Source organism: Sphingobacterium sp. UDSM-2020 (assembly GCF_016132525.1).
GTDB lineage: Bacteria > Bacteroidota > Bacteroidia > Sphingobacteriales > Sphingobacteriaceae > Sphingobacterium > Sphingobacterium anhuiense.
Genome location: NZ_CP066166.1, coordinates 535220 through 552689, shown reverse-complemented (window position 1 = coordinate 552689; position 17470 = coordinate 535220). Strand labels below are relative to the sequence as shown.

General features: G+C 38.0%; 16 protein-coding genes. 11 read left to right on the top strand and 5 right to left on the bottom strand.

Going from position 1 to position 17470, the window contains the following annotated elements; all coding sequences use genetic code 11:
* The first annotated feature begins 5 nt into the window (after positions 1 to 5).
* The 10 genes from JAZ75_RS02360 to JAZ75_RS02320 all read left to right on the top strand — a co-directional run bounded on the left by JAZ75_RS02360 (position 6) and on the right by JAZ75_RS02320 (position 7357).
* Positions 6 to 494 carry a c-type cytochrome gene (locus JAZ75_RS02360; protein ID WP_208700074.1) on the top strand — a complete coding sequence of 163 codons (489 nt, stop codon included), beginning with the start codon at positions 6 to 8 and terminating at the stop codon, positions 492 to 494.
* Between the two features lie 19 nt (positions 495 to 513).
* Positions 514 to 828: a hypothetical protein gene (locus JAZ75_RS26125; protein WP_317192287.1), complete on the top strand. Its 315-nt coding sequence runs from the start codon at positions 514 to 516 to the stop codon at positions 826 to 828.
* Between the two features lie 75 nt (positions 829 to 903).
* A complete protein-coding gene (locus JAZ75_RS26120) occupies positions 904 to 1239 on the top strand; it encodes a Fe-Mn family superoxide dismutase (RefSeq protein WP_317192286.1) in 336 nt (111 codons plus the stop codon).
* Between the two features lie 22 nt (positions 1240 to 1261).
* Positions 1262 to 2029, top strand: coding sequence for an MbnP family protein (locus tag JAZ75_RS02350; RefSeq protein ID WP_208700072.1), 768 nt, complete (start codon positions 1262 to 1264; stop codon positions 2027 to 2029).
* Between the two features lie 10 nt (positions 2030 to 2039).
* Positions 2040 to 2870, top strand: a complete 831-nt coding sequence (locus JAZ75_RS02345) for a DUF4595 domain-containing protein (RefSeq protein WP_208700070.1) — start codon at positions 2040 to 2042, stop codon at positions 2868 to 2870.
* 340 nt (positions 2871 to 3210) lie between these two features.
* A complete protein-coding gene (locus JAZ75_RS02340) occupies positions 3211 to 4140 on the top strand; it encodes a response regulator transcription factor (RefSeq protein WP_208700068.1) in 930 nt (309 codons plus the stop codon).
* Between the two features lie 124 nt (positions 4141 to 4264).
* The gene (locus JAZ75_RS02335) at positions 4265 to 5446 is read left to right on the top strand and encodes a hypothetical protein (protein WP_208700066.1); all 1182 of its coding nucleotides are present in this window, start codon (positions 4265 to 4267) and stop codon (positions 5444 to 5446) included.
* Positions 5443 to 6390: a helix-turn-helix domain-containing protein gene (locus JAZ75_RS02330; RefSeq protein ID WP_208700064.1), complete on the top strand. Its 948-nt coding sequence runs from the start codon at positions 5443 to 5445 to the stop codon at positions 6388 to 6390. The genes JAZ75_RS02335 and JAZ75_RS02330 overlap by 4 nt, the downstream gene beginning before the upstream one ends.
* Positions 6391 to 6532: 142 nt before the next feature.
* Positions 6533 to 7033: a MauE/DoxX family redox-associated membrane protein gene (locus tag JAZ75_RS02325; RefSeq protein ID WP_232789337.1), complete on the top strand. Its 501-nt coding sequence runs from the start codon at positions 6533 to 6535 to the stop codon at positions 7031 to 7033.
* Positions 7034 to 7087: 54 nt separating this feature from the next.
* Entirely contained in the window at positions 7088 to 7357 is a 270-nt protein-coding gene (locus JAZ75_RS02320; RefSeq protein WP_208700063.1) for a hypothetical protein, read from the top strand.
* Between the two features lie 54 nt (positions 7358 to 7411).
* Here the strand turns inward: JAZ75_RS02320 and JAZ75_RS02315 are convergent, their stop codons facing one another.
* Genes JAZ75_RS02315 through JAZ75_RS02305 form a run of 3 tightly spaced genes read right to left on the bottom strand, consistent with a single transcriptional unit; the run spans position 7412 to position 13433 of the window.
* Positions 7412 to 8773, bottom strand: a complete 1362-nt coding sequence (locus JAZ75_RS02315; RefSeq protein ID WP_208700061.1) for a RagB/SusD family nutrient uptake outer membrane protein — start codon at positions 8771 to 8773, stop codon at positions 7412 to 7414.
* Between the two features lie 13 nt (positions 8774 to 8786).
* Positions 8787 to 11987: a SusC/RagA family TonB-linked outer membrane protein gene (locus JAZ75_RS02310; RefSeq protein ID WP_208700059.1), complete on the bottom strand. Its 3201-nt coding sequence runs from the start codon at positions 11985 to 11987 to the stop codon at positions 8787 to 8789.
* A 36-nt stretch (positions 11988 to 12023) separates the two neighbouring features.
* Entirely contained in the window at positions 12024 to 13433 is a 1410-nt protein-coding gene (locus JAZ75_RS02305; RefSeq protein ID WP_208700057.1) for a TlpA family protein disulfide reductase, read from the bottom strand.
* Between the two features lie 629 nt (positions 13434 to 14062).
* Between JAZ75_RS02305 and JAZ75_RS02300 the strand changes: the two genes are divergently transcribed.
* Positions 14063 to 14335 carry a helix-turn-helix domain-containing protein gene (locus JAZ75_RS02300; RefSeq protein ID WP_208700055.1) on the top strand — a complete coding sequence of 91 codons (273 nt, stop codon included), beginning with the start codon at positions 14063 to 14065 and terminating at the stop codon, positions 14333 to 14335.
* Between the two features lie 410 nt (positions 14336 to 14745).
* On the opposite strand, the gene JAZ75_RS02295 is transcribed toward JAZ75_RS02300, so the two are convergent.
* Together JAZ75_RS02295 and JAZ75_RS02290 are read right to left on the bottom strand one after the other, a co-directional pair.
* Positions 14746 to 15996, bottom strand: a complete 1251-nt coding sequence (locus tag JAZ75_RS02295) for a TlpA family protein disulfide reductase (protein ID WP_208700053.1) — start codon at positions 15994 to 15996, stop codon at positions 14746 to 14748.
* Positions 15997 to 16090: 94 nt separating this feature from the next.
* The gene (locus tag JAZ75_RS02290; protein WP_208700051.1) at positions 16091 to 17461 is read right to left on the bottom strand and encodes a RagB/SusD family nutrient uptake outer membrane protein; all 1371 of its coding nucleotides are present in this window, start codon (positions 17459 to 17461) and stop codon (positions 16091 to 16093) included.
* Positions 17462 to 17470: the final 9 nt, after the last annotated feature.

Genomic DNA, 17470 nt, shown 5'->3' with positions numbered 1-17470 from the left:
TAGATATGAAGAGATTAAGTGTTTTATTAACCGTTGGTGTTCTCGCTACGGCTATTGCCTGTAACAACAATCCGAATACAAACAGTTCAGAAGCTCAAACGGAGTCAACAACTGACGAACCAAAAGAAATGGTGATCCATGACTATCTTAAGGAGGGCAATAAAGGGATCGGGCCTATAGCATCCTTTACTCAACCTGCATTTGACCAAGCGGTAGCAGATGAGGGCAACAAACTTTTTATTGTCAAATGCACGATGTGTCACGAGTATTCGGAAGATAAACTTGGCCCTGCGTTAAAAGGCATAACGAAAAAAAGAACACCAGAGTGGATTTTAAACCTGATGCTGAATACTGAAGAAATGTTCGAAAAGGATACTGATGCGTTAGCTATCAAAGAAGATTTCCAGAGTATGATGGTTAGCGTAGGTCTGAATGAAAAAGAAGCAAAATCCATATTGGAATACTTAAGACAGGAAGACGCAAAAACGAATTGATAATGAAAATCTATTTATCATGAAAACCACAAATAGAAGAAACTTTGTAAAAGAAAGTTTAACACTCGCTACGGGTCTATTACTGGCCAATAAGTCATTTGCAGATAATATCGTGGGGGCAACGGTAAACAGTAATTTTAAGTTCGAGCTCGCGAAGCTTACCTATTCATTTAATGATCTTGAACCTGTGATTGATGCATTAACTATGCAGATACACTATGAGCGTCACTATGGTGCCTATGTAAAGAATGCCAATGAAGCGATCTCGGACGAAAATATGTCGGCGACCGATGCCAAGGATTTGTTTTCTCGCATATCGAAATATTCTGCGTAGCTCCGCAACAACGCGGGAGGAGCATTCAACCACGAATTATTTTGGTCTATCCTCCGTAAACCGTCGCAGCACAATATGGCGACAGGGAAACTTGCCCAATCAATCAACAGCAGTTTTGGATCTTTCGAATCATTTAAAAAAGAGTTTGCCAAAGCAGCAATGGGTCAGTTTGGCTCGGGATGGGCATGGCTGGTAAAAGACGGCAATCAGTTAAAAATCGGATCAACACCCAATCAGGACAACCCGTTGATGGACGTGTCTCCATTTAAAGGAACTCCTATTTTGGCTCTCGATGTCTGGGAGCATGCTTACTACCTGAACTATCAGAATAAGCGGGCCGACTATATCAATAAATGGTGGGAAATCATCAACTGGCAAGAAGTAGAAAACCGATATCGTACATCCAAATAAATTATATAAATACAATTAACAAATGATCAAAAAGTGTTTTTTATCCATCGCACTATTGGCGATAATGGCATCCTGTTCTAAGGACACAGAATTGGTTGAAGTGGTTGGTGGAAATTTATCCATCGAATTTGACAATGTAATGGGCAATCAGGACTTTGCACTTGATAGACCCTTCGACGTCAATGGTAAAAAATATAGCTTCGAGAGTTTTAGATATTGGGTAAGTAACATCCGCTTGCAAAAACAGAATGGTGAATGGATTGAAATCCCAAATTCTTACTACCTGATTGAGGAAACCAAAGACATTGCCATTCAAGATGGTGCATATACGTATCCGGCAAGAAAACGGGAACAGATCGATTTAAATAATCTCCCTTTGGATACCTATACAGCCATTGAATTTGGCATAGGAGTGGATAGCGAACTGAACGACAATCTTAGTATTACCGCAGGGGAGCTTTCTGCCATGACAGGTATGACCAATATTTCATGGATGTGGCACACGAGTTATATATTCAGTTCATTAAAAGGTATGGCAGAAGACGGTACTACTAAGGTTCTTAAAATTGAAACCGGTCTGAACGATAGTTTCCGGAAAGTACGAATTGATCTTAAATCTCCTGTCAATCTTGGAGGAACAACGACCTCAAAAATTGAACTTAAGAGTGACGTACTTAGTCTTCTACAATCATTTGACAGTTGGGAAGTACCTGTCGTAGGAGCACAACAACAGGATCAGATGAAAGCTATTTCAGATAATTTTTCGAATAAATTTTTTACGTTAAAATAATCACATAACCATGCTATTTAACATTAAGTCACACTTATTTGTCGCTGTTTTGATAACATTCTTGTCTATAGGCTGTTCCGATGATAGTCCGGTTATAGAGCCTGAACCCGAACTAGAGGAACACTGCCATGTAAATTCCTATACAAGCAACTGGTATATGGGAGATCGTTCAGGCAATCCGTCCGAAACAAAGTTCACTTATGATGCACAGGATCGCGTAGTACTTGCACCTGCCGGTAGCAACCAGATTTCATTTGAATATTATGAAGATAAGATTGTCTTAAAATACGCAAACCCGGCACCTAATACGGTGACGGACTATTACACCCTAAATGACAAAGGATTTATTGTACATCTCAAAAGAGAGTGGATGGCTCCATGGGATACTGAGTTCAAAGACTACCTTGTCTTGGATTTTGTGTATGACGATGAGGGGTATTTAACGGAGATTAAAGAAAATGATAACAAAATCACTTTCAATTACGAAAATAGCAACTTAACAAAGATTCATGACGGTTTGAATGGACGGAATGATGATATCTTGCTAACTTATTATCCTGACACTGAGTACGCAGCTGTCCCTATTCATAGTGTTACACCGTTATATCACGTTGGTTCTTTACATCGTACACCTACGCCGATAAATAACACTGTAGGTATGGCAGTTCTTTCAAACGGAGGATACTTTGGTAAGCTCTCTAAAAACCGAATTAAGACGATAGGCACGTATGAGCTAATTTACGGATCGGATGATGAAAAGAATGTAAATAAAATAAAAGAGGTGAATTCTTCTGAATCTATCGATTCGATGGTATATCATATCGACTATAAATGCTTTTAATGTCTCCTATACTGAAGGACAAGCAAATATTTTAGGTTATAGAAATCAGTAAGTTATTTCCGATGAAATCAATAAGACCGGAAATAACTTGCTATAAATGGATGTTGAAGTTCAGAGAAGGTCGATCACTTCCAGTCATCCGAAAAGTAAACTTATTATAATTAATGCATACGTTCCCGTTTGATAAATACGGATCGTCTTTAAAAAAATAAACGGAAACATGTGCTGGCCTGCCTTAAGTGCGGGCTTTTCTGTTTTGCATATCGAGTCTACCAGTACCTTGTTGAGCATCAGTAAAGCCAGTGCTTATTGTAGGTTATTCATTTAAAAACTTATTGATATGCAGATAAGCTGTACACAAATGCATCCTGTCACATTTTTGGCTATTGTAATTGAACTGGTTGCTATTGGCGCACAAAGTGCATTATACCTGAACCGATTACGGGAACACACCAGATTATGGTATCTTGTTCTGTTAGTTCTACTATTAATTTTTAATATCGCTAACGGGCTTTTTCCTGATGAGACATATAGTATTCCTATCTATGTGCAACATATTATTGTCAACGGAATAGGTTTTGCTATCGTATCCTACTTTCCATTCTATTTCTACCGAGCGTTTGGGTTGAAAAAACTACGGTTTCTCGCGATCTATGGGGTACCGTTGTTTATAGTGTTGCCCTATCTTGCTTTTTTCGTCGTTGGCTATTCTGTTCACGGTGATTTGACTTTTACCCACAGATATGGATACATTATACCAACATGTTATTCATTCATTCTATTGATTTTAACCGGAAAGGCCATTTGGGCTACTTATCGTGAGAATAAGAACAGAAACCGTTACGTCGAAGAGGTGGCAGCATATATCGCAATTATACCTTGGGCATTTCTGGCTCCGGTAGTTTATTTTCAATGGGGTCAGCTGATAGAAACATTGTTTACCAATGTAGGGTTTGTTGCTATTAGTGCGTTGCTTTTGTATAGAACACTAAATGTAAGCCGTGCCGAACAAAAATTATTAACCGAACTCGAACTCGTACCGATCAATCTTGAAGCTATCGAGCGTAACCGTAAACTCTTCGCACTGAGTGCTAGGGAAGTAGAGATTGTACATTTGATCTGTCAAAGGTTGAGTTACAAGGAAATAGCTGATAAGCTGTTTATTTCTGATCGTACGGTTAGCAAGCATGTACAGAATATTTTCAACAAAGTTCTCGTTAATTCCCGGTCTCAACTCGTCAAAAAAATGAACGACTATGAGGATCGATAATATTTAATCCCATAAAACAATACGCTATCGATACGTAGATAAATACGCTACCGGCAATTAGTTTTAGCTCCTTTTCATCATGCAATTTTACCGATCATGGTTGCACATCTAATTATTACGTGTTATGGAAAGCAAGTCTGTGGATTGGATATATGCGTTGGAACATCATCTAAAACCCCAACGTCTAATCAAAACCATAAAGAAAACGCCGTACCTATCCGAAGTTGAAAACAGATTGGAGGCTGGTATAGGAATGTTTAAACCGTACTTTGTCGAACGGCTTGGGGTATCTCATACCCAAGCCAAAACGGCATTGTTGCAATTGGTGATAGCGAGTGATAAGGTTTATGATTTTTTGATAACAACATCTAAATATCAAAAAGAAGGTGAACCAATTGAGAGTATCCGCCGACGGTATCTTAAGATACTTGCGCAATTTGAAATGCTTTTAGAAGACTGTGGTAAGATTGACAGTAATATCATCGGCCATATTCCACTGACTCTCCATTCTATTGTCAATGTTCGATTATTATTGAGGCAACGGTTAGCCATTTTACAAGGTAAAATCATCATAGCGGATATTGATGGAGAATTGTGTTCCCTTCTGGTCAGAGGTCTACAAATTTTAATTTCTAAAAAGGGGCTGTCTCGGGCCGAGGTAAGCTATACTATCGCTGTTCTGGATACTTTGAACGCTACTGAATCATTAAACACCTACTTAGTGGAAGACCTACTCTACCAATTGGACTTCAATACACCTACATTCCTTAATTACTGGATAAGGTACAGCAACAAATTACTTCAGGACGAACCCAATCTACACCGCCAAATAGAAATATTGATCGGAATTGAAGATCGGGTGAACGGGTTGTCACCTAAAGAGAAAAGGAGATGTGTGGTAGATGATGAATCGATATGTGTGCAATTAAAAGCGTTTCTTAAAGAAAAAAAAAGGTACGTCAACCAACGAATCAAGTTGAGAAGAGCCGAGCTCCGAGATAGCAAACTTGCCGAATCTGGTGGGCGAATATTATTCAACCTTTCTGTAGCACAATTTGGTTTATTGATCCGGTTGTTCATGGAAAATGGACTATTGCTAAAAGAGGACATAAGAGGAACCTTTGCCCATTTTGCTGCGAACTTTCGAACCCCGAAGACAGCAGTCATGTCTGCAGAAAGCTTACAAAAAAAATCGACCGATGTAGAGTTTGCTGTAGCGCGGAAAATGAAAGGAATGCTGATCGGGATGGTCAACTGGCTTAATGAACACTATAATACCCCCAGAGATAATGAACCAAACCGATGAAGATACCCTATACTATAAATATCGATTATGAAAAGGTAAATCTTAGTTATCAATCTTTAAATATTTCAGGTTGGTGTCGATATCTATTGCCTTTTGCCAAAGAAAGACGGCTTCACAAAACAACGGAATTGCAATTGTTTAGTCAGCATTCGATTCACAATCCGTTCTTTATTGATCTTATTGATATTGAAGTGGAAGGACCCAGCTACATTCCATTTGTTGTTCACGATAGGCAGCTTTTTATGTGTTTTACGTTAAGCGGTAGTCTGCTCTATGTCACCGAAAATAGAAGACCAATCGTCAGAACACAGGCCAACACACTCATGATGTCGTACTACGACAAGGGTTCATATTTCGCCTATGCCGAGGAAGGGAAGCATATATTACTCGTCGTAAGCATGCACCTGGATTGGATCAAAAGCATCACCCAAGATTATAAAAATATCCAATGTATTTTGCAAAGGTTCACGCATAGTAAACGCCTTTTTGAAACCATGTATATGCGTCGAATGGATCGAAAAATACAGCGGTGGCTTTATAAAATTTATAGTTACTCACGAGACAATAAAGGAGCATTGGACGGCAACCTACGTAAGTATATCAGTCTATTGCTGGAATACTACGATAAGGCGTTAGAAGATCAGGACAATGATATAGCTTTTGAAATAAAAACATTTGTAGAAGCTAATTATCGCGATACAAGATTAAGCACTAAGTTTTTGTCCGATCACTTCAACATGACAGAACGAACCTTGACAAATATATTCAAACGAAGATATCACCTTAGCGTACAACAATATTACACCGATCTACGGATAGAGAAAGCGATCAACCTAATGGATCAGGAGAGCATAAGCATCAAAGACGTGTATATGAAAGTTGGATATACCGATGAAAGGACTTTTCGCTATGCGTTAGAGAGCTACCAAAAGCGCAATGAGTAACCATTTTCTTGAAAATTGAAAGATATGGTAAGATTTTAACATAAGTTTGCTCAATTTTTACCGTTTCTTTCTTTCCCACGTTTCCAGCTTTGGTGAACTTTATGCCAAAGGATGATACAGCTATCCTTAGCAATCAAAAGCAATGGAAACAATAATTACATATCAAGACCAACGAAAGAGAAAACAGATCGCTTTCAATATAGTAATTGCACTATTGCTACTCCTTTGGGTGCCCGTGAGCATAGACAAGCTAATAGACTTCGCAGCCTTTAAAGATGGTATCTTAAATCAACCTTTTTCTGATAGTTTAGGATATGTCCTTATTTATACCCTACCAGCTTTCGAGCTGTTGATCGTATTTGCATTGGTGTCCGAAAAATTCCGCAGGATTGGTTTAATCCTATCCATCTTATTAATGGCGGTCTTTACAGGTTATGTAGCCGTGGCTCTCCTGGGCGCATGGGAGAAGTTGCCTTGTGGATGCGGATCAGTAATTAGGGGAATGACTTGGACACAGCATTTTTTCTTTAATCTATTTTTCTTAGTCCTAAGCGTTTTAGGGCTTTACTTGTGGTACAAACTACGAGGTAGTGACGTGGGAAACGGAACTACCGAGGGCGGGTCGGCCAAAAGACAGCTATAAAATATTTTATAACGTCAAAATTCTAAGACAATGAAAAAGTTAAAAGTAAATCTAATGATGGTTCTTGCTTTGGTGATCGGAGTAGCAACCATGTCGTTTAAAATGGCAAGCAGTTCACAAGTATTTCATTATACAGATACTGCTGATCCGGGCAACTTTGCAAATCCTGCAAATTGGGAGCCGGGTGGTGTTACAGGGGGATGTACTCCCGGAGAAACCTATCCTTGTGAAATTACCGTTGAAGATCAACAAGACTTAATCACTCAACTTGACGGCAAAGATAATGAGGATGTCTTGATAATGGCTGACAATACAAGGGATTAAAGGTTAAAAGTGAAAAGAGGCAAATGGATTTTCCTATTTGCCTCTTTTTTTAATTTAACGTGGATTTTGCTGTATTTCAGTGAGCTCTATTATTTCTTCGGGAATAGCGATTGCATAACGGAGATCATGTGGCGGTAAGGTTATAGTTTGTCCGTTAACTGTTCTCGATAACGTGATATTATAACCATCCCTATTTAAGCGTTTAATGTCCGACCAACGCAATCCTCGAAATACCAATTCTTTTCTTCTTTCGGTGAGGATGGTTTTTAATGCTAAATCTTTATCGGTAAAAGAATATGGGATGAATTGATTTGTATCCCATCTTTTTATCAACAAGTTATTTAACGCTTCCTCTGCCTTGCCAAGATCGTCCAATCTGGCACTGCATTCAGCAACAATCAAGTATAATTCACTAATGGATATACCTGTCAAAAGCGCCGCTGACCCTGTGTGTGTGCCTTTAAAAGCGTGTGATCCATCTACCAACCGGAAGTAAACAGTCTTTCTTAAATCCCCATCTTCATATAGGTTATAGAGTGATGGTGATACTCTTGCTCTATTCGCATTGATAAGATCAGAGGCATACATCCTTGTAAAAAAAACAATTTCCGAACTTATAAAATTTGTAACCGGAATAGGAAAGTTTACATTTGGATTTAGGTTGTTAAAGTCGATTAATTGATGATTAACTTCTAAGGCTTTTTCCGCATTTTCCAATGCTTCTGCATAGTTGCCCATTATCAGATGTGTTCTGGCTAACAGTCCATACGCCGCAGACCTATTGGGCAATGTTGCTGCAACACTGGTAGTCGTTAACAATGGTAGTGCATCGGTAAGGTCTTTTAATATTTGGTCATACGTTGCTTGTACCGACACCCTTTCAGATGGAATATTCATATCAGGCTCTAACCGTATCACCATGCCTAAATCTGTGTTTGCCGTTGTCTTGTTATAGACGGGTGCCCAGATTTGTACACCATCTAAATACCGGGCCGCTCTAAAAACCAATGCTTGCCCCTTAATGTAATCGGCTGTTTCTCCTGTCAGATTGTTATCTTCAATTCCTTTCAGAACAGAATTGCTGACATAAATTCCAGTATAACATTTATACCATTCATTGCCAGCGGAAGATACGGAACGACTTACATAATCCGGTTGCCACGTGTACAGCCGTTTATCACTTTCATAGTTCAAGCTATTATAATCTCCGTCTGTTAAAAAAATATCATCACTGCTTGCTTCGCCCATTGCCGAAAAGCCAAAATTCACTGTGGCCCAATCATGTAGTAGTGACTGGAAATCATGCAATGTGGTTGGTATAGCTATGCTTTTATCTGATTTTTCTTCTAAAAATTTTTCACAACCCGAAAGAAAAAACGATGTTGTTAATATGAGTATTATTGCTTTAGTTTTCATCTTAAACTCCTTTTTATAATTTGGCCCTAAGACCGAGTGAATAATTTGTGGGGTTTTTAACAGTAGAAAATCCCATACTGAAATCAGGGTCTAAATCAGATTTGTTCGCTTTCCATAGTAGACCGAGATTACTTGCATTAAAATATATTTGTAATCCTTTTATACCACGTTGGGTATTGATAGCAGGGCCTAAGTCATAGGCTATATTGATATATTGGAGACGTATATGATCGCCTTTTTCGACCAAAACCTCAGAACCGTTATAAAAAGCATCCCTTTGGGTATTGGTTGTATATAGGTTAACGGGAACATTTGTGTTCAATTCGTCGCCCGGTTCTTGCCAGCGAAGCGCATAATCTGAATGTCCTGTCCAATTATTAAATAGTGTGGTATAGTTGATGGAACTACGTCTAAACCAATAACCAGCTTTGAACGAAATCCCTACTTGTAGGCTGATGTTTTTATACGATACGGCATTGATTAAAGAGCCAAATTGAGTAGGAATAGTAGAACCAAAATATTCCAGATCATCTACTTGCGTTCCGGTGCCCATGATGCTTTGGTAATTCTTGCTTACTTCACCATCCAAGTACCCCTGTGCTTCTCCTGTGTTGGGATCTAAGCCAGCCCACTTATAGGCATACATGGTATATACCGGATGCCCCTCAATACCCGATATAGGAGGTGCTCCAAGACTAATATAGCCCGAAGATGATGTTCTTGTTATTAAATATTCCACAATTTGATCTTTGTACAAACTGAAATTAAGGGTTGTACTCCACTTAAATGTACGATCAATATTTATGCTATTTAGCTGAATATCCCAACCGTTCCCTTTCATACGGGCTACATTTCTTGCGATTGTGGGAGGCACTCCGGTCGTATAATCCATTGGTGCTACACCAAATAAGTTTTCACCGTTTTTACGATAGTGTTCTATCGATCCTGATAGGCGATTATTTTTCAAGCGGAAATCAACAGCGAGATTAAGCATTTTGGAGGTTTCCCACCTTAATTCCGGATTATAATAGTTGTTGAAATTTGCCATTGCAGCACCTGTATAAGTAGAAGTAGCAGGTGTAAACCTAATCGTATTGACAGCAACCATTGCCGGATCGACATTCCCACTAAAACCATACGTAGTGCGCAGATTTAGATACGGCAAAAAATCAAGGTTGTAGCACTTTTCATTGGATAACTTCCATGCAAATCCCGCCGACCAAAATGGGTTCCATTGGTCATTGGTCTTTAATCCGAATAAATTACTCGCATCGCGACGGGCGCTCACAGAAAAAATATACCTGTCGTCAAAGGTGTATGCACCATTAGCGAAATAAGAAATAAACCTTGTAGTTTTATCTCCAAGATATTGCCCTCTTTGGATAAAGCTACCCCCACCATTGATAATGCTTGGATAAGTTTTTGTGTAGTCAACATTCCCTGTTGTTAGACTATTAGGATCATATCCGTAAAAGCGTTCCTGATGTGATTGTGTATGCGCTGAACGAACTTCAGCCCCAAGTAACGCTGTGATATTATGCTTGCCGTATGTATTGTCAAAATTGAATTGTCCACGTAGATTATTCGCATTGAGGATACTATTTGATTTATCCAATATACCACCGTTTGGCACAATGTATATCACATTTCCGTTAACAATCTGGCTAAACCTATTGATATAATCCCTTGCCATATAGCTGTTTTCATCTGCCAGATTTGTTGTTAACCCAAACTGCCGTTCATATTGGTAATTTACGGTAGCATGGAGACCTTTAATAATGCGGTAGTCAAGGGATGCTATGGCCAATATGTCTGATCCATTGCTGTTTGCTGTTTGATACTGCCAATCCGTAAGGGGGTAATAATTCCAATCAAGCAATTTTCCATCACCAAAATTGCTGATGTAGCTTTGATTAAGGTCTTTGGCAACAGGGAGTGGATTACCATTGTTATCCACCATCTGCATATAGGGGACAAAATTACCAGCTTTCATAGAAACTGCATTGTAACCCAAACGACCGGATTGATTTTTGTTTTGTGTATATAATAGACCAGTCGTTAAAGAAAGTTGCTCGATAGGACGATACGTATTTCTAAATCTTAGATTGATGCGCTGGTAGGTATTTCCCAAATTGTCCTTATTATGATCGTATCCCACAGACGAAGTCCAAGAAAATTTATCTACCCCACCTTGTGCGTTTAAAAAGTATTGTTGATTGACGGATGGCTTATAAACATATTGATTGAACTGATCCCTTACATCTATCGTTTGTAGTGCATCAATTTGTTGCTGAGCTTCTGCATATGTAATTTCTCCCAAACGTGCTTTGTTCAACAGATCAACAACAGGACTGATTACCGGACGGCTTGTCGAATTGATTTGGCTATTGTAAAAATTACGGGAAAATAATTCCTGCTCCACATCAATAAAATCATTGGATGACATTTGACGGATGTATCCCAAGTCCGGTTTTGCACCAATGGTTACGTTGGAATTAAAATCTAAGGAAATAGGACGGTTGAAATTTCCGGTTTTGGTCGTAATGACAATAACACCGTTGGCCGCCCTCGCTCCCCAAATACTGGATGCCGACGCATCTTTAAGGATCGTTATGTTCTCCACAATATTTGGGTTGATATTCGTAATATCACCATCATACGGAAAATTATCTATGACGATCAACGGGTCTTTCGGTCCACTAATGGTGCTTAGCCCTCGTACCATCATCTGTGGTGCTCCCGGCCGTCCGTTATCCATTACCATACTATTTGCAATGGCGGGTAATCTCGAAAGAATGTCCGTACTCACCTGTTGATTAAATAGCTCATTGCTTACGGTAGAAAATGACCCCGTAGCTCTTTCTTTGGGTATTTGCTGATACCCTGTCGATACAACTTCCACTTCATCTAATAATTGTGTGGATGCGATCAGAGAGATCGTTAAAACCTCTCTTTGCGGAAGATTTACCGTCACACTTGTAGGCTCATAGCCTACATGATTAACCAACAAAATAGCAGTAGAACCACTTGCCGATTGTATCGTAAATTCACCTTTGTTATTGGTGCTGACTGATAGGTTTGTTCCTTGCATGGATATGCTTACCCCCTCGATAGATGTACTATCATTAGCGGTGATAATCCTGCCGGAGATACGCTCTTGCGCATATAGCGAAATAGAAACGAGCGATGTGATAAGAAGTAAAATAGTTTTCATTCATAAAATATTTAGATAGTTAAAAAATATTAAAGGCTACTTGTCCTTGATGACGAACATATTGAGGCTTCTTTTTGCAGGGATAAGATCAAGACCATATCCGTGAAGCTCATTTTTAAGACTATCCAAATCAGTAAAATCCGATATGGTGATGTCTATGTTCTTTGAATATTCGGTTTCATCGATAATAGGTAGGTTAATCATTGTGTTACTATTAAGGATATTGACAAAATGGCTTATTGGACGATTGCTAACAGTAATACCAGATGTATTAGAAGTTATAGACTTGTCTCCCTTAGCTTTGATTTTATCCAACGATGAAATCTTTACCAATACAAGGCAGTCTACCATACGATTTTCAATAGTACCTATGTAATCTGAATAGCGGTTAAGGTCTGCCAACATATAATCGAAAAGACTATCTGTTTTGTCATGGGGAACTATTAATTCATAATTGTATAGATGGTCATGCTTATAATATCCTCTATCATCTTTTTGACTTACAAGTAAATTCGGTTCTTTCACTTCCAAAACCACCCGCTTTGAACTAAATTTTTCTCCTTTTTTTTCAAATATTGGGTTGAGAATTGCGCGGTAAATATTCATCATACTGGCATTGTTCATCTGTCTGCCGTAGATTTTACCCTCTTTAGTTTTTTTTATTTTATTGCCCATTGGCAACCCCGGATGGTATCCCTTTACGAAAACAGAATAGAATTGCAGGTTTAAATCTGTATCAAAATTTTCTGAAATAAACATAGGTCTATTACGATCTATGGGAGGGGCATCCGCTTTGGTGCGCATTTGTGGGGCATTGTCATTCAGAATGGTTTGGATATTATCTCGGTTAATCTCTATTGAACTTGTGATATTCAATACTTCGCCATTTGGACTGATCCATGCTATATGTGGTACAATCCGGTGTGGAAAATATTGGGAAAGCGCAACATCATTAAATACAGAGTTTATATAAGGGTATTCTTTGCCTATACCTATTTTAAAGAAGTGGTTGATCTTTTCGCTGTCCTCTTTAGTCACAGCCAATATCTTGATCTTATCCCCAAACTCATTTTGCAATTCTTTAACTTTGGGAAAGCTACCAATACAGGCTCCGCACCACGTCGCCCAAAAGTCCAAGATAATTAGCTTGTCCTTATACTCATTTAGCTTAATTGTCTCTTTGTCATCGGGATGATTGACTACCTGTAAAGGCGTATTCCAAAGAGCATCGGGTATCGGATCACCGATATTAAGGGCTGCAGTGTTGTTCACAGCCCCCCTGTGATCGGGAGACTGCGACCGGGTTGCCCCGATACTAAACAACATGAAACATAATGTTATTAAAAAATGCCTGCCGCACATGGCCAGTGCTCCATGCGGACAGGCTTGATAAATATTCTTGTTTTGATTTGGGCAAAGTAATGCCCCGGCGTATAATAACGTCATTTTTCAGAATTGAATGATCCATGATATTTATTGATTAATCCTTTATTGTTTTAAAGGACGACGTTATTCGGGGGGACAAATTAGGTTTATTAAAAACAGTTTCTCATGTTGGAAAAACAACAAAGCACCAGAGTAAACCATTATTAAACGGTCTACGTTCTGGTGCTTTATCCTTTTGACTGTTATGCTCATAAGCTCGTCTTAAAAACGAACCCCAAAAGCTATACAAGTCAAAAAGTGGATTGACTGCCGGCTTATCTTTGTAGCATAGGTTCTGGCGGAACCTTTACTCATCGTCTTGGGTCAACTTTCAGTACCAACGGTCGTGAAACCGTGGAGCAATACATAGATAAAGCAAGCGTCAATCCTACCCAAGAAAATAATATTTTCAAAGATAGGATAAATTGACGCGTTACTCACTACTCGTATTGCTAAAACCGCCAGATCTTGCTACGAGAGTTCGTTATAGTTTCAATTTATTTTTCTGTCTTTATAAAAGCTTTTTATGTCAATATTCCAAACAAAAACAATTATGCATCACAAATATAAAACAAATACAATAAAACTAAAAATATTTAGTGGAATTATATTTAGTGGTATCTAAAAATACTTTTATGGTACTTTATTAAATGGCAACACGTAAAGACTTTACTGAAATAGATTTGGAAATTGAGCAAAGGAAAATTGGGATAAGATTTAGACAGATCAGAAAATCTCTTGGATATACAAGTCATGAAGCTTTTGCTTATGACCATGATTTAGATAGGTCTCAATATGGAAAAATTGAGACAGGAAAATATAATTTGACATTACGGGTATTAGTACGAGTTTTGAATGCTATTAAGTTGTCTTTTTCAGAATTTTTCAATGAGGAATATGATGACATCGAATTAGAAAAATAATATGCTTTTTTAAATTTATTACAACAATACAAGACAAGGGCGAGTTTATCAAAATTCGCCTCTTTCTTTTTTAGCACCTTCCGGATAGCACAAAACTCAAAGCTGTCTCCGTTCAAATTCTTCAAGAAGTCCATGCTTATCCAGCATCGCCAACAGATCGGCGTAACAGCTTCTCTGAGTTTTTCAATGATGGACATAATCATATTAAAGTTTAGGGTTAGTTTATTATCTAAAAAATATTTATGAAATATTTTTGAACGGAAGTGACCGTGTGAGAAAAGTGGGTAAGTAATTTTGATGTCTATCGTACTGCCAGAATAGGGTCAATAATAGAAAGCCCCCTGCTTATACAAGCAGAAGGCTTAACAAACACATGAAACAACATCATAGAAAGAAGTTTTGGTTTGAAACTATTTATCTCTTAGCACAAACATATTAAGGCTTCTTTTTGCGGGTATGAGGTCGAGGTCGTACCTGTTCAGTTCTTTTTTTAGACTTGCTAAGTCGGTAAACCCCGTTATTTCAATATCAACATTATTAGTATAGCCCGTTTCATCCACTATTGGAAACTTAATATTGGCTCTTTCACTCAGCATATTCACCATAGCAATAAGTTTTTGATTGGTCAAGATGATTGGCGATGCAGAAAAATCAATCTTTGGTTCTCCGCCTTTGCTCTTAATTTTATCTTTTTCAGAAGTTCTTACCAACACAAGGCAATCAACCATACGTTTCTCGATAGTTCCCGTGTATTCAGAATAACGGTTAAGGTCAGCGAGCATATAATAATAGAGGCTGTCTGCTTTATCTTCAGGAATAATCAACTCGTAATTGTAAAAATTAGACTTATCGGATTTTCCGTCTTTTTTTATTAGGTGTAGTAATGCAGGTTCTGCGACTTCTGTTATTATGCGTTTTGAATTAAATTGCTCGCCATTTTTACTAAACAATTCGTATAATATCGGATTATATATACTCATCATTGTCGCATTGGTCATTTGTCTACCGTAAACTTTACCGTCTTTCGTTTTCTTAAAATTATTTCCTGACGGTAATCCAGGATAATAACCCTTTGCAAAAATGGAATAGCTATTTAATTGTAAGTTGTCACTAAAGTGTTCCGAAAGAAATAAAGGTCTATTGCGATCAATATCGACCTTTGCGACCATGTTCGTTTTCCGGTCATTTAACACCGCTTCTATATTAGCTTGACTGACTTGATCGGCGTGTGTCGTATTTAGTACGATACCATCGGGCGAAATCCAAACAATGTGGGGTACACTTTTGTGGGGAAGATATTGCGAAAGAATATTATCGTTAATTACTGAATGAACATAGGTATGTTCCTTTCCAACTCCTGTTGTAAAGAACGTGGTAATCACATCCGTATTTTGATTAGTTACAGCAAGTACCTTGATCTTATCGCCAAACTCATTTTGTAAATCGTGTAGTTTAGGAAAGTTGCGGATACATGGCACACACCACGTCGCCCAAAAATCCAAGATAATTAGCTTGTCCTTATACTCATTTAGCGTAATTGTCGCTTTGCCATCGGGATGATTGACTACTTGTAAAGGCGTATTCCAAAGCGCATCTGGTATCGGATCACCGATTTTAAGGGGAGTAATTGTTTGCTGCGCATAAACAGGTATGTACAACATTATCATAAAAAGAAAAATAGACAATGTATATTCTATGTATTTTATCATAGCCTAAAAAATAAATATGTATTGGAGTTCCGAAAAAGAGCCAATACTATCTTGGGTTTTGTTCTATCTCTCCAATTTCTATAACAGTTTCAGGAAGAGCAATGGCATAACGTAAATCATTGGGTGGTAAGGTTATAGTTTGACCGTTAACCATTCGTGTTAATGTTATATTGTATCCGTCCCTATTCAACCTTTTAATGTCTGACCATCTAAGGCCACGATACACCAATTCCTTTCTTCTTTCATTTAAAATCGTGTTCAATGCGACATCTTTATTAGTAAAAGAGTAAGGTATAAATTGATTGGTATCCCATCGTTTTATCAGTAATTTATTCAGCGCTTTCGCAGCTTCGCTAAGGTTATCTAATCGGGAATTACATTCTGCAATAATGAGAAGTAACTCACTTGTAGTAATTCCTGTAATAAGAGCAGTACCACCCGTATGCGTACCTTTAAATCTATACTCGCCGTCAGCAACTTCACGGAAATATATATTTTTTCTCAAATCCCCATCATCATACAGGTTATACAGTGATAGCGATATTCTTGCTATATTAAAGTTGTTAATATTAGATGAAAACATTCGTGTTTGAAATACGATTTCTTTACTTATTTGATTTACTGCAGGAATAGGATAGTTTGCATTTGAGTCTAATCCATTAAAGTCGATCAAGTCGTTACTTATTTCAAACGCCTTTTCTGCATTATCCAATGCATCGGCATAATTTCCCATGATCAAATGAGTTCTTGCCAACAATCCATAAACAGCAGCTTTAGTCGGTAATGTAGGCGAAATAATTGTCGACGGTAATAATGGAAGTGCATCCGTTAAATCTTTCAGTATCCGTTCGTAGGTTTCTTGTACGGATGACCTTACAGAAGGAATATTCATATCAGGGTCCAACCGTAATACCATTCCTAAGTCTGTATTTGCCGTTGACTCGTTATAGACGGGAGCCCATATTTGTACACCATCAAGATAACGGGCTGCCCTAAAAACCAAAGCCTGTCCTTTTATATAATCCGCCTCTTGTCCATTCAAATTGTTTTCTTCAAGTCCTTGCAGAACCGAATTGCAGATATAAATTATTCTATAACAATTATACCATTCATCACCTGCCGAAGACAGCGGACGACTTACATAATCTGGTTGCCATGTGTACTGTCGTTTATCACTTTCATAAAACAAACCGTTATAATCTGCATCTTTTAAAAAATGGTCATCACAGCTTGCTTCCCCTATTGAACAAAATATATGATTAATATCATAAGCATTATTAAGTAAGGATTGCAAGTCATGTAGAGTTGTAGGAATGGCTAAACTCTTATCCGATTTTTCTTCAAGAAACTTTTCGCATCCTGAAATAAGCATTGTTAGTAACCATAATAATGTAATTATTTGAGCGTTCTTTTTCATCGTAATATC

Bases quoted from the DNA above. Each gene is read 5' to 3' on its own strand.
- JAZ75_RS02320 (WP_208700063.1), top strand. From the start codon at position 7,088: ATGATGGTTCTTGCTTTGGTGATCGGAGTAGCAACCATGTCGTTTAAA.
- JAZ75_RS02335 (WP_208700066.1), top strand. From the start codon at position 4,265: ATGGAAAGCAAGTCTGTGGATTGGATATATGCGTTGGAACATCATCTA.
- JAZ75_RS26125 (WP_317192287.1), top strand. From the start codon at position 514: ATGAAAACCACAAATAGAAGAAACTTTGTAAAAGAAAGTTTAACACTC.
- JAZ75_RS02305 (WP_208700057.1), bottom strand. From the start codon at position 13,433: ATGACGTTATTATACGCCGGGGCATTACTTTGCCCAAATCAAAACAAG.
- JAZ75_RS26120 (WP_317192286.1), top strand. From the start codon at position 904: ATGGCGACAGGGAAACTTGCCCAATCAATCAACAGCAGTTTTGGATCT.
- JAZ75_RS02315 (WP_208700061.1), bottom strand. From the start codon at position 8,773: ATGAAAACTAAAGCAATAATACTCATATTAACAACATCGTTTTTTCTT.
- JAZ75_RS02330 (WP_208700064.1), top strand. From the start codon at position 5,443: ATGAAGATACCCTATACTATAAATATCGATTATGAAAAGGTAAATCTT.
- JAZ75_RS02310 (WP_208700059.1), bottom strand. From the start codon at position 11,987: ATGAAAACTATTTTACTTCTTATCACATCGCTCGTTTCTATTTCGCTA.
- JAZ75_RS02325 (WP_232789337.1), top strand. From the start codon at position 6,533: ATGGAAACAATAATTACATATCAAGACCAACGAAAGAGAAAACAGATC.
- JAZ75_RS02350 (WP_208700072.1), top strand. From the start codon at position 1,262: ATGATCAAAAAGTGTTTTTTATCCATCGCACTATTGGCGATAATGGCA.
- JAZ75_RS02290 (WP_208700051.1), bottom strand. From the start codon at position 17,461: ATGAAAAAGAACGCTCAAATAATTACATTATTATGGTTACTAACAATG.
- JAZ75_RS02300 (WP_208700055.1), top strand. From the start codon at position 14,063: ATGGCAACACGTAAAGACTTTACTGAAATAGATTTGGAAATTGAGCAA.
- JAZ75_RS02295 (WP_208700053.1), bottom strand. From the start codon at position 15,996: ATGTTGTACATACCTGTTTATGCGCAGCAAACAATTACTCCCCTTAAA.
- JAZ75_RS02340 (WP_208700068.1), top strand. From the start codon at position 3,211: ATGCAGATAAGCTGTACACAAATGCATCCTGTCACATTTTTGGCTATT.
- JAZ75_RS02345 (WP_208700070.1), top strand. From the start codon at position 2,040: ATGCTATTTAACATTAAGTCACACTTATTTGTCGCTGTTTTGATAACA.
- JAZ75_RS02360 (WP_208700074.1), top strand. From the start codon at position 6: ATGAAGAGATTAAGTGTTTTATTAACCGTTGGTGTTCTCGCTACGGCT.